The organism is Bacillus sp. P14.5 (assembly GCF_003316765.1).
Taxonomy (GTDB): Bacteria; Bacillota; Bacilli; order Bacillales; family Bacillaceae_B; genus Rossellomorea.
The window spans coordinates 77,690-99,559 of sequence record NZ_NIJF01000116.1 but is presented as its reverse complement, the minus strand read 5'-3'; the positions used below and the strand labels follow the sequence as shown (position 1 = coordinate 99,559).

General features: G+C 46.5%; 16 protein-coding genes and 1 pseudogene. 4 read left to right on the top strand and 13 right to left on the bottom strand.

Going from position 1 to position 21,870, the window contains the following annotated elements; genetic code table 11:
- Window positions 1–45: 45 nt before the first annotated feature.
- The gene (locus tag B9Z54_RS22955; RefSeq protein ID WP_113930659.1) at window positions 46–1,023 is read left to right on the top strand and encodes a stage II sporulation protein M; all 978 of its coding nucleotides are present in this window, start codon (window positions 46–48) and stop codon (window positions 1,021–1,023) included.
- On the opposite strand, the gene B9Z54_RS22950 is transcribed toward B9Z54_RS22955, so the two are convergent.
- The 5 genes from B9Z54_RS22950 to B9Z54_RS22925 form a co-directional block, all read right to left on the bottom strand.
- On the bottom strand, window positions 1,001–2,299 hold the full coding sequence (locus tag B9Z54_RS22950; protein WP_481747821.1) for a DUF58 domain-containing protein: 1,299 nt from the start codon (window positions 2,297–2,299) through the stop codon (window positions 1,001–1,003). The genes B9Z54_RS22955 and B9Z54_RS22950 overlap by 23 nt on opposite strands.
- Before the next feature lie 7 nt (window positions 2,300–2,306).
- Entirely contained in the window at window positions 2,307–3,236 is a 930-nt protein-coding gene (locus B9Z54_RS22945) for an AAA family ATPase (protein ID WP_113930657.1), read from the bottom strand.
- Window positions 3,233–4,360: a DUF4350 domain-containing protein gene (locus B9Z54_RS22940; protein WP_113930656.1), complete on the bottom strand. Its 1,128-nt coding sequence runs from the start codon at window positions 4,358–4,360 to the stop codon at window positions 3,233–3,235. Before B9Z54_RS22940 ends, B9Z54_RS22945 begins: the two co-directional genes overlap by 4 nt.
- Before the next feature lie 12 nt (window positions 4,361–4,372).
- Complete coding sequence (locus B9Z54_RS22935; protein ID WP_113930655.1) at window positions 4,373–5,014, bottom strand: DUF4129 domain-containing protein; 642 nt, start codon at window positions 5,012–5,014, stop codon at window positions 4,373–4,375.
- 642 nt (window positions 5,015–5,656) lie between these two features.
- Complete coding sequence (locus tag B9Z54_RS22925) at window positions 5,657–6,607, bottom strand: hypothetical protein (protein ID WP_113930654.1); 951 nt, start codon at window positions 6,605–6,607, stop codon at window positions 5,657–5,659.
- Window positions 6,608–6,911: 304 nt separating this feature from the next.
- Between B9Z54_RS22925 and B9Z54_RS22920 the strand changes: the two genes are divergently transcribed.
- The gene (locus tag B9Z54_RS22920; RefSeq protein ID WP_113930653.1) at window positions 6,912–8,273 is read left to right on the top strand and encodes an FAD-binding oxidoreductase; all 1,362 of its coding nucleotides are present in this window, start codon (window positions 6,912–6,914) and stop codon (window positions 8,271–8,273) included.
- Between the two features lie 86 nt (window positions 8,274–8,359).
- Here B9Z54_RS22920 and B9Z54_RS22915 read toward each other — a convergent pair whose 3' ends face one another.
- Window positions 8,360–8,821 carry a VanZ family protein gene (locus tag B9Z54_RS22915; RefSeq protein ID WP_113930652.1) on the bottom strand — a complete coding sequence of 154 codons (462 nt, stop codon included), beginning with the start codon at window positions 8,819–8,821 and terminating at the stop codon, window positions 8,360–8,362.
- A gap of 38 nt (window positions 8,822–8,859) precedes the next feature.
- Window positions 8,860–9,996, bottom strand: coding sequence for a sensor histidine kinase (locus tag B9Z54_RS22910; RefSeq protein ID WP_113930651.1), 1,137 nt, complete (start codon window positions 9,994–9,996; stop codon window positions 8,860–8,862).
- Window positions 9,997–10,304: 308 nt separating this feature from the next.
- Here B9Z54_RS22910 and B9Z54_RS22905 point away from each other — a divergent pair, with 308 nt between their 5' ends.
- Both B9Z54_RS22905 and B9Z54_RS22900 read left to right on the top strand, forming a co-directional pair.
- The gene (locus tag B9Z54_RS22905; RefSeq protein ID WP_113930650.1) at window positions 10,305–10,625 is read left to right on the top strand and encodes a hypothetical protein; all 321 of its coding nucleotides are present in this window, start codon (window positions 10,305–10,307) and stop codon (window positions 10,623–10,625) included.
- A 183-nt stretch (window positions 10,626–10,808) separates the two neighbouring features.
- Window positions 10,809–11,504: a hypothetical protein gene (locus B9Z54_RS22900; protein ID WP_113930649.1), complete on the top strand. Its 696-nt coding sequence runs from the start codon at window positions 10,809–10,811 to the stop codon at window positions 11,502–11,504.
- A 47-nt stretch (window positions 11,505–11,551) separates the two neighbouring features.
- Here B9Z54_RS22900 and B9Z54_RS22895 read toward each other — a convergent pair whose 3' ends face one another.
- The 6 genes and pseudogenes from B9Z54_RS22895 to B9Z54_RS22865 form a co-directional block, all read right to left on the bottom strand.
- Window positions 11,552–12,073, bottom strand: coding sequence for a type 1 glutamine amidotransferase domain-containing protein (locus B9Z54_RS22895; RefSeq protein ID WP_113930648.1), 522 nt, complete (start codon window positions 12,071–12,073; stop codon window positions 11,552–11,554).
- A 71-nt stretch (window positions 12,074–12,144) separates the two neighbouring features.
- Window positions 12,145–12,552: a hypothetical protein gene (locus B9Z54_RS22890; protein ID WP_113930647.1), complete on the bottom strand. Its 408-nt coding sequence runs from the start codon at window positions 12,550–12,552 to the stop codon at window positions 12,145–12,147.
- Between the two features lie 694 nt (window positions 12,553–13,246).
- The gene (locus B9Z54_RS22880) at window positions 13,247–14,509 is read right to left on the bottom strand and encodes a TIGR02679 family protein (RefSeq protein WP_240190068.1); all 1,263 of its coding nucleotides are present in this window, start codon (window positions 14,507–14,509) and stop codon (window positions 13,247–13,249) included.
- 8 nt (window positions 14,510–14,517) lie between these two features.
- A complete protein-coding gene (locus B9Z54_RS22875) occupies window positions 14,518–18,630 on the bottom strand; it encodes a TIGR02680 family protein (protein ID WP_113930644.1) in 4,113 nt (1,370 codons plus the stop codon).
- Window positions 18,627–19,790 carry a TIGR02678 family protein gene (locus B9Z54_RS22870; RefSeq protein ID WP_113930643.1) on the bottom strand — a complete coding sequence of 388 codons (1,164 nt, stop codon included), beginning with the start codon at window positions 19,788–19,790 and terminating at the stop codon, window positions 18,627–18,629. Before B9Z54_RS22870 ends, B9Z54_RS22875 begins: the two co-directional genes overlap by 4 nt.
- Window positions 19,791–21,283 (bottom strand): annotated as a pseudogene (locus tag B9Z54_RS22865) (TIGR02677 family protein).
- Window positions 21,284–21,870: the final 587 nt, after the last annotated feature.

The window sequence follows — 21,870 nt, the reverse complement described above, 5'->3', positions numbered from 1 at the left end:
CTAAATCCCTTAATATCTAGAAAACTACTAAAAGCAGGTGTTTTAATGAACTCAAAGCAATTCATCCAGCATCACCGCCAGGATTGGAAGGAGCTGGAGGAACTGGCTGCCACAATGCATAAGCGAAAAAGCAAAATCAAGGGAGCCGATATCAACCGCTTCAGCCGTCTTTACCAGAAAGCCGCACAGAATCTATCATACAGCCAGACTTATTATCCCCAAGAGGAAGTCACACCTTACTTGAACGAACTCGTCTCCAAATCTCATAATCTTCTTTATCGCGACCAGGTTTCCAGCCTGAAGCAGGTCCGGCATTTCTTTGGCGTTACCTTCATCGACCTGTTTCTGCAGCAGTGGAAAATGATTGCCGTCGCCATGATTCTTTTTACCATCGGGGGCTTGGGCAGCTTCTTTGCCGTAGCTGATGACCCGCTGCACATATATTCCGTCCTGCCTGAAAATATGGCTCAGAGCTTCGACCCTGACAGACTCGGCGAAAATGAAGGCGAGGTCGATTCACCGATGATGTCGGCCACTATCATGACGAATAATATACAGGTGGCCTTCCTGGCATTCGCCGGCGGAATCACATTCGGCCTGTTGACCGTCTACGTGCTGATTTATAACGGAATCATTGTCGGTGCGATTGCCGCACTATTCTGGCACTACGGCAAGAGCTATGAATTCTGGGCTTATATCGTTCCGCACGGCATGATTGAGCTGACCGCGATTTTCATTGCCGGCGGCGCCGGTCTTCTCATGGGCTACAAGCTCTTCGTCCCGGGACCTTACTCACGCGGCTATGTATTAAAGCAGCAGGCAAAACAATCTGTCCTGCTGCTTCTCGGAACCATTCCGCTGTTTGTCATCGCTGGTATCATTGAGGGTTTCATTACACCTTCAACTCTCTCATTGGAAGCAAAATACCTGATTGCCGGTCTGACGGTCATTGGTTTGATCCTTTATGTCCTGATCGGGGCGATGCTGCTGAAGAAGAAACCTACAGCAGCCCGCGGTTCATGATATCGATATAATGAGAAACCGCGCTTGCCGCCAATTTCTCTTCCCGAGCCTCCGCCATTTGGAGGCCTCTTTTTTCCCACTTTACCTTTTCACGCTTCTTTATCAGAAGCTGCTGCTGTGCCATGCTCTTGACCATCGTATTCTTCATAGACTGAGGTTCCTCTCCAGCCCTGTTCAACAGGGTCCGGTCTTCAATCCCCAGCATTAAAAACAGATGGCGCTGGCGCAATCGCTGCAGATAGGTCAAAGCGCCTCCTTCATGAAGGAAGGATCCGACGTCACTGAACAACAGCAGCAAACTGCGTTTTTTCTGGACGGTTTGCAAGTAGCTGAGGACAGCGGCGTAATTTGATTCTGCTGAATCCACTTGGAGATTGTATATGCTGTGAAGGATTGTCTGCAGGTGGGCCATTCCTTTTGCCGGCGGGACGAAGACTTTGACATCCTTTGAAAAAGCGAGAACCGAAACATAATCCCCTTTTTGCAGGGCAGCCGCGCTCACTGTCATGGCCGCTTCCAGTGCTCTTTCCAGACGGTTTCCTTTCGTCAGCTCTGCTCCCATCATCCGGCCGCAGTCAATCAATACCGTGATATATTTTCCATGCTCAGGTTCATACTCATTCGTCATGACTTCCCGAAGCTTGGCTGTTTGGCGCCAGTTGATTTTCCGCGGATCATCTCCGACCGCATAATTTCTGATTTTCGAGAATTCCCCCGCTCCGCTTTTCATCTTGCGGATTTTCAAGCCTTCATAAAGCAAGAACTGCTGCGCATTCTCCAAGAATCGTTTCGTATCAGTCAAATCCGGTATGACCTTCACACTTTCTTCTATTGTATATGTTTTTTGTTTTTCCCATAAACCAAGCTTGCTCCGGTACCGCAGGTAAAGCTTCTCGATATCATACCTACCCCTGACCGGCGCAATTGTTTTGTATTGAAATGATGACGTCCCTTCTCCTGCGGTTCCTTTTAATGGGAAGACGCTTCGGAATGACTGTGGAAGACCGTCCCTTATTTTAAACGAAAAACGGTTCGCCGAACGGCTTGTGATTCTAACCGAGACATCATAATCCAGCCCGCGCTCCATTTCTCCCGGAGTTTCCCTGGTGACCGAAATCTCATTCTTACGGGGAGAAAACAGCAAATCGCTGAAACTTAAAAGAAGAAACAGCCCATTCAACGTGAAAATCAATGTCCATGTGATGCCAAAGAAGGCTCCTGCCAGCAACAGGGCCGAAAACAGTGCCCATGAAGCGATTAATCTTCCGGTAGGCAGGATCCCTTTATCTCGGAACAGGAACCGCCCCCACAAGTTCTTCAATGATCGTATCAACCGTCGCTCCCTCCAATTCCATATGCGGCGAGATTTGGATTCTGTGTCTCAAAGCCGGACGCGCAGTAATCTTGATATCGTCAGGAGTGACATAATCCCGGCCGGCCATATACGCCCAGGCCTGCGCCGCTTTTCCGATGGAAATTGCCGCCCTTGTAGAAGCGCCGAAACGGATGGACTCCGTGTCCCTCGTTTTCCGGACAATTTTCATAATATAGTCGAGCACGCTTTCGCTGATTGTGATTCCTTCCACTTCCCTGCGGATGCTTGCAAAGGTTTCTGTATCCAAAGCAGGCTCTACTGAACCACCGCCGAAGACTCCTTCAAGGACAGCTCTCAGTACTCTTTTTTCTTCTTCAAGCTCAGGAAATTCGATATTCAATTTGAAAAGAAAACGGTCCTGCTGCGCCTCTGGCAGTGGATAGGTTCCTTCATACTCAATCGGATTCTGGGTTGCGACTACAAAGAAAACTTCCGGAAGGGCATAGGTTTCACCCTGGATTGTCACTTGCTTTTCTTCCATGGCTTCCAAAAGGGCTGCCTGGGTTTTAGCCGGTGTCCTGTTGATTTCGTCCGCTAAAAGGATATTGGTAAAAATCGGTCCCTTTAATGTTTGAAATGAACTGTCTTTCATATTGTAGATCGTGCTTCCCGTGATATCACTCGGCAGCAGATCCGGCGTGAACTGAATGCGGCTGAACTTTCCGTCAAGAAGGCTTGCCAGCGTGCGGACCATCTGCGTTTTTCCGGTTCCCGGTACCCCTTCAATTAAAACGTGCCCTCCTGCCAATATTGCTGACAGCAGCAGCCGCAGGTTTGTTCCCTGCCCTAAAATCCGGCTTTCATATCTTTCTAGTAAGGATGCTAATTCTGGCTTCATCCTTCCTCCACCTCTTTCCTGAGTCGATCCAATTTTTTCGACCATAATAAGTACTCTTGCTTGCTCAATGTTTCTTTTTTCAAAGCAGCTGATAATCCCGCCGCGAAACTAGTGATTTCTTTTTCATCTGCTGACGCCCATTTCCGCGCCATTCTCTCTGTGCTGTCCACCCAGTCCCTTGAATAGGCAATTCCCCATTTTTCCTGAAGAAGCAGCTTCACGTAATCTGCCTGGATGTTCAATGAATCTGTGAATCTCTTTCCTCTTAAATTCCAGGCGGCAAGGGCTTTGATCCGTTCGTCGCTGAAACGGACATATTCTTCCCGGACCTGAACCACAGGACCGAAACGCTTTCCTTGGTACCACAGCCATAAGATGGCGAGCAGCACGCCCTGGACCATGAGCAGCAAGAACCATTGAGGGTAAATGGTGACAATGGAAGAATCATTTTCTTCACCATGTATGTATTCATCAAACAGTACCGCTTCCGAACTGCTTTCGTTGATGAGCGACATAACGAGCGGCAGGTGATCTTCTTCTAAAATAAGATCGTTCGTCATCCACTGTGGAGCCGTCGCGACAATCAGGCTTCCTTCTCCGACGGGACGTTTTAACGCAACGGGACCTGCTTCATCTGAAATCAATACTTCATCCTCGTCTTCAGTGTCCAGGCGGATCGGTGCGGGGAGGAGGGCATTCCTCTTCTCACCTTGTTTATCATTCAGCGTGGTTATTTCTTGGGCACCCATCCCACCGGCAATTGTTTTGATATCGAACATGCCTTGTGGGTTGGTTTTAAAAAGAAGAATGTTGTTTCCTGCTTCCATGAACTCCCGGTACTGTCCGGTTTCCTCGCTTTCAGGCATAAAAAATGGTTCCACCATGATCAGCAGCTGACCTTCCTCTTCCTTATCCAAACGATTCGGAGAGGATGTCCACTCTTCAACCTGGCCGAGTTCATTCTCCAGATAAGTAAAAACAGCCTTTGTTCCCGTTGGTGAGGGAGACTCTGAAAGATAATTCGGATACTCTTTTGGCGCACGCGATCCTATGAAATAGCTCAGTACAGCGAATACAAGGAGAATCACGGCTAATAGTATGAGTTTTGATTTATTTTTGGCCATGTTTTCTCCTCCCTACGCTTCCTTTTCCTGCTGGTTGTCCTGCAGCCATTTCATTGCTGTTTCTCTGTACGGAATGTATTCCGCGCGGGTGATCTCCCTCTCGCCATAAGCCGCTTCATCGAATTTCAGCGCCAGGGAATAAAACTGCTCCGCCCAGTCCTTATTGATCTTTTTCAGTTCTTCATAATACTCCCAGTTCGTCTTCCATTTCCTTGCCACAAGCCACTCTTTTTCATGGAAATACAGGAGCAGGGCCAGGAAAAGATGGCGGACGGCAAGTGAGTAATTCTCCGACTCTTCCTGGCGCTCCGATTCTGCCAGGTGCTCGCTGTAGGACCAGTCTTTTTGAGCAAGGTTCTGCAAAGGCTTCTGCCCGGCGATCTTCCGGTTGTTGTACACTTTCCGCGAAACAAGGAAAAGGACGATGATAAGGGCGGCCAGTCCCGCGATGACAAGAATAAGCGTGATCATTGTCCCTCCGCCTTGTGAGGCCTGATAGGCGGGAAACAGATTATTGAGCCAGTCCATGATGGTTTCCTTGATGGATTCCCATAGATTTTGGAGAAATCCTTGATTTTCACCTTGATACTGGCTATATTCCCGGTCATCGAGGATATCCTCCAGGTCTTCTCTGGCATTGTTTTCGTTGAGCAAACTGACTCACCTGACTTTCGTAAAAGCTCTTTTCATTAGCTTTGCTGGTATAACCCACCTGATTTTTTTGAAAGGGTCTGTTAAAGAGTGCTGTTGTTTTTCATAGGGTATGTTGACTTCCACTCCAGGTGTACGACTCCGCGGGGCGGGCGGTGAGCCTCCTCAGCTTCGCTTCCGGGGTCTCACCTGTCACCAAAAGTGTAAGCGCCTTGTTCAGCCCCGACAGGCAAATGTTCTCAAGAGAAAAAAAGGCGGTCTTTCCTTTTATTCTCTTGAGGTTATTTGACCCCGAGAGGCTAGGCGCTGCAACTAGACGCCCGCTAGTCCAACAGGAGATCTCACACCTTCCTCTCCAGTCAACATATCCGGAAGAAATGAGAATCCACTGTAAATAGGAAGGAAAAATTTTCTATATAAACGCTGGGCAGATTCATAATTGAATTGCATTTAATGGTTTCAGCAAATTGATTAACCCACATTAGTTCTTAATTGGGTGATACCTTCTTAGTAGTACATGAACCCAAAACATCTAATAACAACAGTGTTAACTAACAGAGCCTTTTAAAAAGTAAAAACCTATACTAAAACAGACACTTCATATAACAGAATGAGCGCCCGCCTTGGAAGGCAGGCACCAAACCGCTACTGTTGTTTGTAATCCTGGATCATATCCTGCAGGTCTTCCGCATCGTTCCTGATTTTCAGGTCAAAGAACATGACGGCAAAACCGACGGATAGGAAAATAGTGGTGATGAGGGTAATCAAATTATAGAGAAGGTTGAACAGGACGCTGTTTCCTAGAAAAGCCCCCAGTGTGAATTCAAGTGCAGCAGAAACTACCCCTGTAATCAAGAATAGAACAATGAACACACCCAAAAGCTTCCATCCCTGTCCTTTTGTAAGGTTCCAGCTCTTGCCTATTCCAGGCGCGGCTCTCTCAGTGGCGACAACTCCCAGGTAAAAGTACCAGCGAGTCAACAGATATCCAATACCGACTGCGACTGCCAAAAAGATCAGCAGGATGAAGATAACCGTCATAATGGAACCTGCGAGCGAGTCTATAGCGAACGACTCCGAAAATCCAAACATAAAGACTCCGCTGAATGTGATGATCAAGACCGGCAAAATAACCAAGCCGAATACAATAAGACCAAATACGATACTGCTTCCCACTAGCGGCCAGAAACGGGAGAAACCTTTCTTTATGACGCCTCCGACTGTATATTCTTCATCCTTACGAATATGATTGACGACATAGATAATTGCGGCAGATGCCACCAGGGATAAACCTGTGCTGATCAGCCCCAAAAACCAAATGCCCAAATCCAGCAAAACGTTCGAATTCTGCTCCGTCATTTCCGGCGTCGTTCCCTCAAAAGCAGACATCATCTGGGTGAACCAGTCATCGCCTTCGCCCACCTGCCTGAAAAAGCTTGTTCCCGATAATAGCTCAAATAGAGCCTGCAGGAGGTAAATCGGTCCTAATAAAATAAGTAAAACCAAGAAAAAATCAAGAAATTTGTTCTTGCTCAGACGAAATGTCTGATCCAAAATTTCGCCAAATCCCTTTGGCCTATTAAGCTGTAAATTCATCCTGTAATCCTCCCAAAAGTTAGAATGCAAAAAAGATTCAATATAATGACTATTTTATCATTTTTATAGAATATTACGACCAATAACTGTAATTAATTCAAAATGTGGCTTTATTGCTTCACCGAGATGAGAGGGACAGTCTATTTAGTACGGCAATGCGGTGAGACGCGATAGGTGACTGTCCCTCTTAGTGGTTTAACGCGGCAGCCTGTGTTAAACCACTTTAAAAGAATGATAGGAATTTTTATGTTAATATATTTTTTATAGAGATGTTTGAATTTTAAGACTATTAGGAGGTGATTTGATGAAGCAGGATATGATCAACAAATTAATTGTTTTATTGGGCGGGGATAATGTAAGCACTAGTGAAGGAGATATGTACTGGCACAGCCGCGATGAATCCTCCCACCTCCCAGTCGAACCTGATGTGGTTGTTTTTCCTGAAAATAAGGAAGACATCATTTCCATATTGGATATCGCGAAAAGATACAACCTGCCCGCGATTCCATTTGGAACAGGTTCCGGTTTGGACGGACATGCGATTCCCATCCATAAAGGAATTTCAATTAATTTTGAAAAAATGAATGATATTCTCTCGTTCAACCCGGAAGATTTAACCGTCACCGTTCAGCCGGGAATCACGAGAAAGCAATTAAATAAAGCCATCAACCGCCATGGTCTTCAGTTTCCGGTCGATCCAGGCGCAGATGCCAGTATCGGCGGCATGGTCGCCACGAATGCCAGCGGGACTACAGCCGTCCGGTATGGTTCCATGCGAGACCAGGTGCTGAATCTGGAAGTGATCCTCGCTGATGGAACGGTGATCAACACGGGAAGCCGCGCAAAAAAATCCTCCAGCGGCTACAACCTCAACGGCCTGCTCGTAGGTTCGGAAGGAACGCTGGGAATTGTTACTGAAGTCAACTTGAAACTGCATGGCATTCCCGAGCATACTGTAACCGCACGGTGCACCTTCCCAACTCCACAAGCATGCGCAGAGGCTGCCCATTCAATTTTAATGAGCGGAGTCCAAATCCTGCGGATGGAACTTGTGGATGCGGCCAGCATCAGACAAGTGAACTTAGCTGGCCAACATTCTTTTCCGGAAGCACACTCTCTCTTTTTGGAATTCTCGGGTACAGAAATTTCAGCTGAAGAAGATGCAGCTTTAACGAGGGAGTTGATCCTTGATCATGGAGGGGTGAACTGGGCTAGAGCGAGTACCGCTGCGGAAAGCATTGAGCTGTGGCGGGCACGTCATGAACTATCCTACTCATTTCGCCATATTCCCGGAATGTCCCAGTCAGGCGGGGATGTCTGTGTTCCTATTTCAGAGCTTGCAAAAATGGTGGTCTATGCCCGCTCACTTATAGATGAAAGCGGACTTTTAGGCGGTGTATTCGGCCATGTAGGCGACGGCAACTTTCACACACTGGTAGTCTATGACTCCAGCGATTCCCGGCAAACAGCCGCCGCCGAACGGATCAACGACCTCGTTGCCCGGAAAGCCATCGAGGTCGGCGGCACCTGCACAGGAGAACATGGAGTCGGCCTTGGAAAAATGAAGTATCAGGCACTTGAGCATGGTGCCGCTCTGTCCGTTATGAAATCCATTAAAAAGCTGCTTGATCCTGATAACCGGTTGAATCCTGGAAAGATCTTTTGATTGGCAGTCACATTAACACACTAAAGCACGAAAAGGGACAGTCCCTCTTCGTGCTTTAAAGCGTTGAAGAAATAGAAAGAAATTCGTTAACCGAGTACATTCTTTCCAACTTCCCCACTCTTATCTTTGCTCAGAGAACAGACCAGCAAGAATGCTGCAGTTCCGCTTAAATCAATAAACACATCAACCAGACATCCCGTTCTATGAAAAAACAATTGCGCCACCTCTGTGAAGACTGCGAAAAAGGTTGAAAGAAGTAACACTGCCGTAAGCTTGCTAAATACGACCATCAAAAGGAATGCCAGAATGAAAAAACTTAGAGCATGTCCAGCTTTCTGAAGAATATAAGATGGGGCTGAGTAGCTGAATTTATATTCAAAGAAACTTACCCAATTCGGCTCGGCATTAAAGACGAAACTCACCTTTTGAGAAGCGATTACTTCATTGAAACTATATGAACATGTCAAAACAAACAGCATACCCACATACAAAAAAACCACCAACAACCGCAAAATGAATCCCTCCCGGTCATCATTCTTGCCAATCATCGGCGGCTCTATGCTTTTCCCTTTAACACTTTAAACCACTACAGCAGCAAACTCGCTCCCAGTTCCTCTTTGGCTGCCGGAATGACGACGGTAAAGGCCGTCTCATCCACACTCGAGGTACAGCTGATACTGCCCTCATGCTTTTCCACCAGCTTGCGGCAGATATATAGACCAATCCCTGTTCCGAGTTCCTTCGTTGTGTAAAACGGCTCAAAGATGGCTTCCAGTGCTTCTTCACTGATTTCTGGTCCGTTATTGGCAATCCTGATTAGGATCTCTTCATTTTCAAACGTACAGCTGATGGTAATTCTTCTGTCGCGTTTCACCTGCTGCAGAGCATCTATCGAATTCATGATCAGGTTCAAGAATACCTGCCTCAGTTCCTCTTTATTTCCTTTTATATAAACTTGGGAATCAAGATGGGATTTCACCTGCACATCCCCATCCACCAGGCTTGGATATAGAAATTCTATCAATTCGCTCAGCATCGTGAAAACAAGGAATTTTTCCTTCTTGCTTTCAATGATTTCCTTTCGCGAAACATGAAGGAATTGTGAGATCCTATAGTTCAGTTGATCCAGTTCATGGCTCATTACGTCCAAGTAAGGAAGCTCCGGGAAATCACTTTTCAATAATTTCGTAAAGCCGATGATGGATGTTAAAGGGTTTCTGAATTCATGGACAAAGCTAGAACTCATCTGCCCAAGGATCGTCAATCTTTCTTTATGGGTCTGGTCGATATACAACTCTTTCTCCTTCAACTGCTCGTCCTTGATTTCGGAATAAAACCTCACAGCAAAATAAGAGAAACGGTCAAAGACCCGGTTGATTTCCTCGAAATAAGGGTGAAGCTCCTCTATCCCGATCCCCGAGGTACTGACCCACTTGATGATTTCACTTCTGCCCACGTTGACATTGTAAACAAATTCACTAATATTGACACCTGATTCCACACGCTCCCTGGCCACCTTACGAGCAAGCAGTTTAATCTCTTCTTCACTCAGCGGACTGCTGATAGCGCGTTTCACCAACTCATACATCCTCACACCATTATTTACGACTTCTTCTTTATACATGTCACTTTCCGATATAACAACCTTCTTCCGCCAGGTCTGTAAAAACTCCAAAAAATTCTCTTCAAGAAATAATGCCAGTCTATCAGAAGTTGCCGTCACTTGAGCCCCACCCTTACCTATCATTCTTACTTCTAATCATACCAAATTATAGAGTGACTTTTCGGAAAATTTTTCTCATTTAAAATTAAATTCGTGTTAAAATAACAAAGAGGAGGTGAATAATGGAAATTTTTCACTGCTGAACCCGCCACTTCAACCCCGCATTCCACAAAAATTCTATTCTGGAGGTCCCCATTGAAAACTTCAATAAAAAACACCCGCTATCTGATGATTTAACAAAAAATCGGGAAAAGATAAAAGAAGATGTTCTGCACTCTTACAGTGAGTCTATCCCCGATATACTGGAAGTGCTATATGAGACTGCCTATTTTGAAAAAGAAATCCGCCGGCTCGAGCCGCTGTTCGAGTCTCCCTTCCACTATCGATTCATCGAATTCTATGGAATGAATCTCTTCTTCGACGGCTTTCTGTTTTCCCTTTATTCCAAGGCTAATATTTTGGACGATTACCTTCGGGAAGACTTATCAGAGGGAGTCAAAGCGAGGCTGGATGCTATGACGGAAGACGCCGGCAAACTTTTTAATGAAGAAGAAGTCGAATGCTTCACCCTTACCGCCTACAAAATTTTCGAATTTGGTACCATTGCAGGCAAAGATTACTCTTTTTAAAAGACCCTTTTCTTGAACTTAGTTGCTGTTCGGCATTGGCCTCGAAAAATCGCGTTAAATCACTAAATATCCTGGTAAGCAAAGGAGATCCTTTCTGTTCAAAGAGAATCTCCTTGGTATCCCGGGATAAATCAAGTTCCTGAGGTTTTTCCAAAACAAATTACCTTTAAAGAGGTGATCGCAATGGAAGAAACATTAAAAGAGATATTAGGTAAACTGGAAAAAATAGATGCAAGATTTGAAGAGCAGGATAAAAAATTCACTGCCCGTTTTGATCAACAGGATAAGAAGTTCACCGCACGTTTTGACGATCAAGATAAAAAATTTAATGCACGTTTTGATGATCAAGATAAAAAATTCACGGCCCGCTTTGATGAACAAGATAAGAAGTTCACGGCCCGTCTTGATAAACAAGATAAGAAATTTACCGAGCGACTTGATGAGCAGGATAAGAAATTCACCGCCCGCCTTGATGAGCAAGATAAAAAATTCACTGCCCGCTTTGACGAACAAGACCAAAAATCCAATGCTCGTTTTGACAAACAAGACCAAAAGTTCGATGCCCGCCTTGATGAGCTGGAAGGTAAAGTCACTACCCGGCTGGACCAGCAACACCATAATTTAAGCGGCCGCCTTGATAAACACGACAAAGCCTTCGCAAGGCAGGAAAATAACACAGAGGCCATCTACAAACGGCTATCCAATCTGGAAACCGGCCAGGATGAAATCAAGGAAATCGCCAAACGCATTGAGACCAGCCAGAACGAGGATGTCATCGCCATGCTGAGAACCTTTCATACGAAAATAGATTCCAAGTCAGAGGTGTTGAATAAAAGGTTATTCAACGCCGAGACAGACATACAGAAGCTGAAAAAATAAACAAAAAAGACGAATCCCACCGTATAACGGGATTCGTCTTTTTTCGTTTATTTTTCCATTACAGAGATAAAATCTCTTAAATAATCCGGCAGATCAGGCGGCCTTCTGCTGGAAATCAGGTTGCCGTCAATGATGGAAGGCTCGTCCACCCACGTGGCACCCGCATTTTCCATATCATCTTTGATGCCCGGAGTGCTTGTCACTTTTTTACCGTCGAGGATTTTTGCTGAGATCAGCACCCATCCCGCATGGCAAATTTGACCGATTGGTTTGTTCTGCTCGTTCATTTTTTTCACAATCGACAGAACTTCTTCATATCTTCTCAGCTTATCCGGCGACCATCCGCCCGGCACAAGCAGCGCATCGTAATCATCAGGATTCACATCTTTAAAAGAAACATCCGAAACAGCAGGTACACCGTATTTCCCCTTATAGGAGTGGCCCTTCTCTTCACCTGCAAGATGAACCGTCGCTCCTTCCTCTTTCAACCGCAGTACAGGATACCACAGTTCAAGATCTTCGAAATCATCACTGACAAGCTGCAACACTTTCTTATCTTTCAGTTTCATGGACAGTCCTCCTTTGCATTTCTTCCCTTATTTTCTGACAGGAGAAATAGAAATGCAAATTTCCCGGACGGTTACATATTATTCTTCGTGATATAGCGCCAGATTTCTTCACCAATAAATCCTTGAATATGAATCATCGTCTGGTTCCACTTGATTTTGTAATTTTCATCCGTCATCCCTTGGGCAAGCTGCACAATCGCTGAAGGCGGCAGTGGTTCCTCCAGTTTTTCAAATTGAACAAGAGGCATGAAGTGTTCCAGTTCATCCTCTCCGGTTTTTTCTATGATACCCGAACCGATTCCACGGGCGATAATACCATTTCCATTGCTGTAGAGAAACACCATGTCATTGGCTTCGATGTGGTTGATGAGGTATTTCCATGGAGAGTAATAAGCAGCGACCTTCTGTTCTTCCAGCATCTCTGCTTCGTTGTGGGGATTTTGGGATTTGTTTGTGTTGACGAGGTAAGCTTTCGGCAAGTTAACTTCTTCCTTTCTTTAGTAGAGTTTGAATTGGACTGCGCGGATGTTGAAACCGGGGTAAATGAAGTGGAGTTAAATAGTAAGGGTTTCTATCAATAGACATACCTCCTTATCTTTCTATTATAATCTTTATCTGGCATGAGCTGAAAGGAGAAACCTTTAGAGAAAATTCGACAAAGTGGTTTCTGTGAGTTTACGTATTTATTCATAAAGGAAGTTACCTCGAATTGGGCTCGAAACGTATCCTCCACTCTTCTGCTGACCGGACTCGGTCTTCTCACGCTTCTTTGCATCTATTGTTGCCCGAAGTTACCTTCGCTTCGTGCACGAATCACATCTTTCTCACCGCTCCTGACCGAAGTCACACTCACTCGGTCACCCCTCTCACTTTTCACTCTACTCCCGTCCGAAGTTACTCTCTCTTCAGTCACCCCTCTCACCTTTCTCACCTCTCCTGACCGAAGTCACCCTCTCTTCGGTCACTCCACGCACCTTTCTCACCTCTTCCGTCCAAAGCCACCCCAAACTAGGTCTCATCAAGCCTCTTCTGACCAAAAACCACCAACCATCATCACAATCAAACACCCACCTCTTATATTTCCTAAGAGAACCACAACGGACACACACCATACTAAAAACCCCAAGCCTGCAAAGCCTGGGGTAAACTCTCTAATCTTAAAATAATTCAAGTTTACGCACGCATATCCCGAATCAAATCCTCAATCAAGCCCTCCTGGTATCCTGCCTTCCCCTCAGCCTTCACCAAAGACGCAACCGAAGTCAGCTCCTGGGACTGGAGCGAATCCAGTTTCCCGATTCGCGAGGTGATATCTTCCTCTGAAATGCTTTTGCGATAGGAATTGGAATCCATCCGCCAGAAGATGACACTATCCTGGTACCTGCGCCAGATTCCATCGGCGATCAGCAGGCCTTCCGGATCGAGGTCTCCTGAATAGTTCAGTTTACATCCTTCTTCCACAAGATAATCCAGAAGCAGCCACCCGGCTGTCCGGAGCTGGCCATGAGTGCAAATGACAGGAGCATTTGGCACTTTATCAATTAAAGCTGAGCAGACGCTGGAGTTTTCTACGATCCATACTTCACTTCCAGAAGCAGGCCAGACACTCTCCAAACCAAGCAATTCTCTTACCGGGACATTCATCACAGAGCCGCGGGCAACAGCCCCTTCCCAGACAGGATGCCTGCCTTTTCCGTCCTCAGCCAAGAATCCCCGGCACGTCACAAAGCTCCATAGATCATCCTTCAAGAGACCATGAAGTCCTAATAGGTCATTCATTTCTCCTGAAGTCTTAGGGATGCTTCCCTCCCATTCACCCCTGCTCACACTTTGTACGAACAAGGCATGAAGAAGAAGCTTGCCAGTTACACCACTTGTATCAAAAGAGTGAGGATTTCCGGTTATTTTTTGCGCGAAGACAGGTAGCCGGATAAACTCCCCTCTTTTAGGAAGGCTTCCAGCTGCAGCAGCAACCGTTAATAACGCTTGCTGCAACCGGACCGGATCCTGCTTGTACAGCGTCCAGAACATACGGGAGTCAGCGGACTTCTCCTCAAGCCTCTCCCACCACCATGTAACAGCGGGCGCATCCGCCTTCATCGAGGCAAGGAATTTCTTTTCCGCCTGTAATGTTAGATTGTCTTCCTCTCTCTTTGTTAAAACCGTCTCCCCGAGCACTTCCTGCAAAAGCTCAACGAAACTGTACTCCCTGAATGGAGTGCGGGCGAGCTCCCGCTCAAAATCGGCAAGTGCTGCTTTTCCTTTATCTCTCAAGTTCTCAGGGGAAACCCCCATAAATCCTGCTATCGATGCTATTTCCTCATCTGAGAATCCATCGAGCTTCACCGTTCCGGACACTCTTCCCAGCGAACGGTATTTTTGCTTAAAAAGAGCGAAGAGCTTCAGAAAGCCTGGTTCCTCTATAAAAATTTTCAACGGCGCCTTCAATTGATAAGCACTTCCTCATCCTCTTTCGTCTCTTCCTCTATCACGAGGTTCCTTTGGTTTCCATCCCATTCATAGCGGATGACGGTTACAAAGTCGGCATTTTTCGGGCGGACGAGCTCGCTGATCGAGAGGGAGGAGATGGTATCATAATCGCCCCATAGAGCTTGCGAGTTCATGATGTAGTTGAATCCAAGCTGCTCGACCACTTCGAACATGTCACGGATATTCTGTTCATCGACTCCGGCGAATGCTTCATCCAGCGAGATGATATAAGGCGCCATCTCACCCGCTTCTTTATAACGGGAGTAGGCGGCGGTAAATAACGGGATATACATTGCCATCGCCTTTTCTCCTCCGCTGAATTTGAAGAAAGCGTTGTTCGTTAATTCTCTCTTAGGCTCGTTGACACGCCTGAAGGACAGGACGAAGGTGAACCACTTGCGGTAATCAAGCACTTCTTTCAGGACCTGATGCAGCGTCGACCCTTCATTGCGAAGCTGGATCAGTTCTTTCGCCTTCTCGATTCTTGATTGGAAGTGCTTGGTGATGCGGTTCAGGTCTTCTTCGTTTAAAAATTTGCTGTTGCGCTGAAGAAGTTTTACCAGGTCGCTTGTGTCCAGTTCCTGCTCGGATTCTGCCGTCAAAGGCTTCCAGGCCACGGAGAATAACAGCCCTGATGAATTGTCGCGGCTTTCCATGATGGCGTTCATTTCCTTCACCCACTTCTGGGCCCGCTGAATGCGGTTCCGGAGAATCACACCGACTGTGTTGACCATGATATCCTGGTAGAGCTGGCGGTCCTGCTCATCCAGCCAGCCGCGCTGTGATTCCAATTCTTTTTCCAGGGAAGATCGGACGAAATACGGGCTGACCCGCTGTCCCTGATATTCCATCTGCACAAGCCGCCGGCCCCGGAGCTGTTCCCATTCATTTTTAAAAGGTTCATAGTACTCGCCGAAGTCTTCGCTGAACCAGTCTGGGCGCTCTTCCTCTTCGGAATACTCGAACATTCTGTACTCCATCAGATTCTGCTGTTCATTTAAAAATGTTTTGGTGAGCTGCTCACTTAACTTGGCTCTGTCATGCTTTTCTAAAACAGCACCCAGCTCAGAGAGAACACCTGAAGGATCGGAAGCTTCTCCTTCGATGAATCCGCGGCTCAGTTCTTTTTTCACAATGGAGCCCCACTCCAAGGACATGTTCAGCCAAAACGAGGCATTTATCCTCGCTGACTCCAACTCCTTCAAGAGTGTATGGCGTGCCGCTCTTTTCTGTGGAAGCACTTCATACAACTCACTGATTTGGTCCCCTGCTGTTCTCAGCTCGTCAATGACCTCACTGATCCGCTTCCGGATATCATCAATGCCTTTCAGCTTCATCTGTTCTTCGATTGACTGAATTTCAGCTTCTATGGCAGAAAGTCTGGATTCTGAGACATTTTGGTCGCCGCGGATTTCGTCCAGCTCTTCTTCAGCTAATTCCATAAGGGAGGAAAGAGTTTCAATTTGTTGTGAAATAAAGAAACACCTTTGCGAAACCTTATCCAACTTATGAAGATAAGTCCGGTAACTCCTTGATGCTTCCAATGCTCCAGCAAGAGTTTCCAGATCCAGCTTCAGATTCAGGGAGCTGCCTTGGCCATGCAATTCCAGCTTTGTTTTCTGCATTTCCTGGAGAATCTCTTTCCAGCGGCTTTCAAGCTTCAAAAGCTGCTGCTTTTCCTGGGAGATGGCCCGTTGATTGGTTTCGATGCTTTGATGAAGATCGCTAAGTTCCTTGTCAGAAGGAATGGTTGTTTTCCAGTCCTCTGCCTCTTTTAAAGCTTCTTCACAATTCAACACCGTTCGTTCCCATTGCTGCAGTTCACCCTTCAATACGGCAAGATTCTCTTCCCACTCTGAAATTTTCTGCAACTTGTATCTCTTTTGCGAAGTTCTGCCGATATATTTGGAAGGCCCTTCCTCCGGGGCATGGCCTTCCAGGCATCCTGTCGAGTAGGATCCATCGAGATCGATACGGAAGCCGTTTTCCTGTTCGTCGAGGGAAATGCTGCGCAGGACCTCATCGACGAGCGCTCCAGGTATCCCATTACTTTCATCCACATCAGGGTACAGATAATCGGCGAGCGTGTGGCCGAGAACAAGCGGCTCCGCGCGGATAAACCGGTCATGGACGAGATCCGTTTTTTCTTCCGTTATCAGGCTGTCCAGCAGCCCCGCATGCATAAGCGCAGACTCCAGGCGTTCTTTTTGTTCTTCTGTCACATGGTCCTGAAACTCAACCGCAGCGTAAAACGGAAGGAACGGGACACCTTTCTCCCGCAGCATTTGGCGGTATTCTTCTGTATCACCGTGGCGGTCAGGGTTTGGCATTTTTAAGTTCTTCCAGTAGTGAAGCTGGTTATCGGCCTCTGCTATTTCTTGCTTCTTCTCTGACTGCCTTTGGCGGGCCATGCTCATTTCAGCTTTGACTTCAGCTGAATAGTCATTTATGCCTGACAGGAGCATTTCCCGGATATCGTCATATCGGTTCGCCTCATAGAGCCCCTGCAGGGACCGGGCCATTTCCTGCTGGTGTTCTTCTGAATAGCATAATTTCGAATGGCGCCCAATCCAAGAAAACACGTCGTTCTGGAGGGTGGCTTTCTGTTCAGTGAACCATTGACTAAGATGATCCTGTTCTTTTTGCAATGCATCGATTTCCTGCTTTTTCTCTGACGATTCCTGCTGCAGGCGGTCGTAATTTGTACTCAAGCTGTCCAGCTTTTCGGCAAGCTTCCCGAGTGATGAAAGCAGGCCTTCATGCTGTTCAGCCTCCTTGGACCAAACGGTGAAATCAAATTCTTCTCTGGAATGTCTTTGAAAATCCGCAGCATTGACAGCATGCTGGCTGAAAGCAGCCTCTTCTCCGTCGACTTCCAGCTCATCCAGCAAATCTTCCACAGTCTGCTCCTGCCTGCTCAAGTCTGTCTCGTTCATTTCCCGCTGTTTCCAATCATCATTGAGCTTCGCTTTCTTTTTATCCCATTTTTCTTGCAAGTCACGAAGACTCTTGGTCAACCTGCTAAGCTCTTCCTTCATACTCGCTTTATCTTCTTCGAGCTTCCACACTTCATGCTTTTGCAGGCGCCCTTTTTCAGACTCAGCCAGGTCTCGCTTTTGGAGAGCAAGCTTTTGGTCCTCTTCCAAACGAAGGATTTCCGAGCTTAGCTCCTCCACTTCTTTTTCCAGCGCCTGAGTCTTTTCTTGTCCCTTGCCATGGCGATCTTGAGATACCTGCCACTGCTTCGCTCTTTCTGCCAGAATATATTGATTGTACAGGTGATATTGCGCGGTCAGCTTTTGGCTCGAGTCAAATTCCCGCTCCAGCTGTTCCAACTGCTGCTGTGTCTGATCCATATTTTCGATCGTATCGGAAAGGTGACGGAGTTCATCGTCTGTCAAAGGCGGAAGAGCCGATTCGAGAATCTCATAAATGACGGTCGGCTTGAAATCCTTTGAGAGCTTCGGGCTCCGCAATTGAATCAGAAGCTTGATTAAATCTTCATACGCTTCCACCGATTGAAAGCCGAAGACATGCTTATTGACCAGGTACATATATTCGCGCTGCGTATGGACCACATAGCCTCCGTCTCCTATTCGGTTTTCCAATTCTTTTGCTGAAAAAGGCACCCTGTCGCCAAGATGGACTTGCGAAAGGTGAAAGTCCTTCCCAATACGGCGGTTATCCGTCAGGAGGAAATACCACGATTTAATGCCTTTATTTCGCTTCGCCTGCATGCCGATTCCCGTTGTCACATACTGGTCCGTTCCGCGTTTCTTGTATTCGATGAATAAGTAACCTGTCCGTTCATCGCGGTTTACGACTTCCTTTTCGCCGAGAAGATAATCCTCCATCTTTCTCGCTTTGGAACCGAACGGATCAAGTCTGTCAGGGGATTTCTTCCCATCAAGCAGCACTGGAAGAAAACTCTGCATCGTCACCGATTTTCCGGATCCATTCGTTCCCCTAAGCAGGAGCTTGCCTTCCGAGAATTTAAAGATCTCTTCATCGTAATACCAGAAGTTTAGCAGCCCCGCTTTATTCATCATCCATTGCGTGTCCGTCATTCCCTCTCTCCTCCTTTTTCAAAATCTGCAGGATATTCTCCCGCGATGACACCGAGCAGCGGCTTAATTTTGATCAGGCCTGTTTCCTCGTCTTCTTCCGCCATCATCCAGTCTTTCATCGAAGCCATCAACTCCGCCGCGATACCGCTTGTATTCTTTTCTCTGAAAAATTTTGACCAGCCATTGCCATACGTCTCCCTAAGCTCATCGATGGCCTGCTCGAACTCACTTACTGTAAAAATAATCTCCCCATTTTCAGCAGGCGTGTACCGTTCCGGCTGCCCGTGAAACTCTTTCGACAGCTGAAGAAGAAGGTCAGAGGACGCTTTGGCATCTGGGTACAGATTATGGTACTGCCTGCTTTCGGCCGAGGATAGAAAGGCTGTATTCTTATAAACATGAAGCTGGTAATCGCTGTGTTTGTCAATGTCTTCACTGAGGCGGTTCCGAAAATTGCGGATGTACAGAAAATCCGGATCCTGCTGGTCCTGCCGGTGAAGGCCCGGGGAAAAGAACAGCTTCCGGTACACTCGTTTTCGCCGTTCATCTTCCTGATTCAGCTTCCAATCTTCCTTCAGCAATTCTTCCCAATGCATATAGGCAGCAAAATCGTCCGGATAGGTTCTCATGAAGTACCGGCTGTAGGTGGTTGCCTCATATAAGACCTCCTGCTCCTCGTTATGGTCAAAACGGGAGATATCTCCGTCGATCGTACGGATCAGCTGAAAATCCATCAGTACCTTCACTGCCCTGATCAGCGATTTTCGATGGGTAAACAGTGTCCAATCCAGCGGAAAATCGCCGGGATAATCACTCTGGATTTCCTGGCAGATTTCCGACAGCAGAAACTGTTCATCCACCGCCTTTCCCTCAAGGAACGAAAGAGCACAGCAGAAGATTGCATAATCCATTGGTTCCTGGAACTCTTGGATGCCCATCCACCTTTCCGGCTCAGCAGGGATTTTCTCCAGTTTTATAAAATGCTGGTGAACAATAAGCCTCAGTCCGAACTTATCAGAGATATACCGGCGCAGCACTTTTTCGCGTTCCCTGATCATCTGGTACCATTCAGGCTGTTTCGATCTTAGAATCCAATAGTGGTGAAAAAGAAGATCCATTCCCTGAATCGCCTTTTCGTCAAAAATCTGGGTCTGCTCCACTTATTTCACCCCTTCTTTCCCGAATAGGAAAACAGCATTCGGCATAGATAACTTTCCGTCTTCGGCCTGCAAAGTGATCATCTTGCTCTTATCCAGCTTGACCTCCACCGTCAGACCGTAATCCGTTTTTACTTTCCTGTTTTTCGAAGCCATCGATTTCCCGATCCAGCTCAGTAAAATTTTGCGGATGAATGGCTCCACGGTCCCAATTGTAGACAATTCAATGACACCTTTGTTCATGTATTTTTCAATCAACTGTTTTTCATGCATTCGTTCTTCTAAATAAAGCTGCCGTTGTTTCTGCTTCTTTTCTTCATTAGAGTCGAATCCGCCCGGCTTGGTTTTTCCCTGTAACGGATGGTCCTTGGCTTGATCGTCCGCAGCACCGGCTCTTCATCCCAGGTGTCTGCATGAAGGTTGTCAGTCGTGCCTTCCTCCAGGGATAAATGCTGGATGGTCATGGAGCCGAAAACGACAGCCGAAAGCCTGTGAGATTCATCGATCCCGCTGCTTTCGGTGAACCAATTTGCCAAATGAAGATAATCGCGTTTCCTGCTCCGAAAATGCTGCTGCCTCTCTCCGATTCTTTGAACATACCTGGTCATCCGGCGGATCATTTCATTCGTCTGCCACTGAAGCACTTCCAACTCACTGCGCTGCGAGCCTGATTCCAGGAACCAGCGGCACAGCGAGTCCCAGTAGCCTTCATATTCAGAAAGCCACTCTTCAGTTGATGAAGACACGTCCTCAAGGCGCGGAATCGATTGGCGGTGCTTGATCAGCCTTTGGAAAAAAGCTTGCAGCTTATCCTCACTCAAGCTGTTCAAACGCTCCTGAATTTGCAGAGACGTTTTTTGAAGAGATACAATGAAATCTCTTAAATACGTCGTGAATTGATTTTTATAAACAAGGAAAGCCTCGGTCTGCATGCGCTGATCTGTTTGTTCGCTATTGATATAAGCTATGTAATCGGCTGTGCTGGTACGGATGCTTTGGAAATAACGGAAAACATCTTCCCACACCCGCATATACTCCTCAGGTGTTTTGGACAATCTTCTGTCCACTTCATTCTCCAAAACGGAGAGTGATTGCAGAAGCCGGTCAAACTGCGAACGTTCCAGTGATCCCTGAAAAGAATCACCGATCTTCTCCAGGCCTGACAGCATCCTCTCGATTTCCACTGTATATGGAGTGCACTGATAACGAAACCGCTTCTTCTTATACTCCTCGACCGTCTTGGCGTTCGTCATATCCTGGCGGGCAATCAGGTTATTCCACTTCACCAGCTGTCCGAGCTGCTGATGCAGCTGCTCCTCAGTATAATCAGAAAAATAGGGAACCGACTTCATATGCTCCAGCACCTCTTCCGGAGCAATATAATCCCTCATCTGCTCATGCTGCCCATAAAAATACCGCAAAATCGTCCGATAATGCGGAGCCGAATCAGCTGTAAGATAACTCGCCTCCACAATCTTCTTCAACGTAACATCCATCCCAGACACCCCACCCCTTCTATCAAGCTAATCTATTAATTCTATTGTACTAGAAATGGTCTCCCATTTGGAGACGGTATTCCTTGGTATTCTCATCTTGGTGACAGTCACGCCCCGGAATCTGTCGAATTATCAAGAGGTGTTTTTGAAGAGGAAATAAAGAAAAACCGGGGCGTGACAGTCACCACCCGGAATTTGTCGAATACCAGAAGAAATTGCTAGAGTAGAAGCAATCACATCAATAGGAAAGGAGCGAGGATTGTGGGCAGAAAAAAGAAACGCAGACAAAAAGAGGAAGAAGCAGAGGATTTTGGTGCAAGGGAATTTCATTGCAATTACTGTGAGCATAAATTAAGTCGAGTGGAAGGACATTTTTTTGATTCAGGAACTCACCCACGGATATGTCGGATTCCATATAAATGATACTTTTATTTCATGCCCGGAATGTAACGGGATTGTGGAAGAAGAAGAGTTTTTATTCTTGGTTTTTTTCAGGCTTTCCTCCAACAGTTGCGATTGCCGAAGGATGGGAATAGAATAGTGAGCAAGAACATTCTTTTTTAAGGTTCTTTTCTAGAAGATTGTTG

What these genes read in the sequence shown, in the direction of transcription:
- B9Z54_RS22955 (WP_113930659.1), top strand. Translation starts at nt 46, where the DNA reads ATGAACTCAAAGCAATTCATCCAGCATCACCGCCAGGATTGGAAGGAG.
- B9Z54_RS22945 (WP_113930657.1), bottom strand. Translation starts at nt 3,236, where the DNA reads ATGAAGCCAGAATTAGCATCCTTACTAGAAAGATATGAAAGCCGGATT.
- B9Z54_RS22940 (WP_113930656.1), bottom strand. Translation starts at nt 4,360, where the DNA reads ATGGCCAAAAATAAATCAAAACTCATACTATTAGCCGTGATTCTCCTT.
- B9Z54_RS22925 (WP_113930654.1), bottom strand. Translation starts at nt 6,607, where the DNA reads ATGAATTTACAGCTTAATAGGCCAAAGGGATTTGGCGAAATTTTGGAT.
- B9Z54_RS22920 (WP_113930653.1), top strand. Translation starts at nt 6,912, where the DNA reads ATGAAGCAGGATATGATCAACAAATTAATTGTTTTATTGGGCGGGGAT.
- B9Z54_RS22915 (WP_113930652.1), bottom strand. Translation starts at nt 8,821, where the DNA reads ATGATTGGCAAGAATGATGACCGGGAGGGATTCATTTTGCGGTTGTTG.
- B9Z54_RS22900 (WP_113930649.1), top strand. Translation starts at nt 10,809, where the DNA reads ATGGAAGAAACATTAAAAGAGATATTAGGTAAACTGGAAAAAATAGAT.
- B9Z54_RS22895 (WP_113930648.1), bottom strand. Translation starts at nt 12,073, where the DNA reads ATGAAACTGAAAGATAAGAAAGTGTTGCAGCTTGTCAGTGATGATTTC.
- B9Z54_RS22875 (WP_113930644.1), bottom strand. Translation starts at nt 18,630, where the DNA reads ATGACGGACACGCAATGGATGATGAATAAAGCGGGGCTGCTAAACTTC.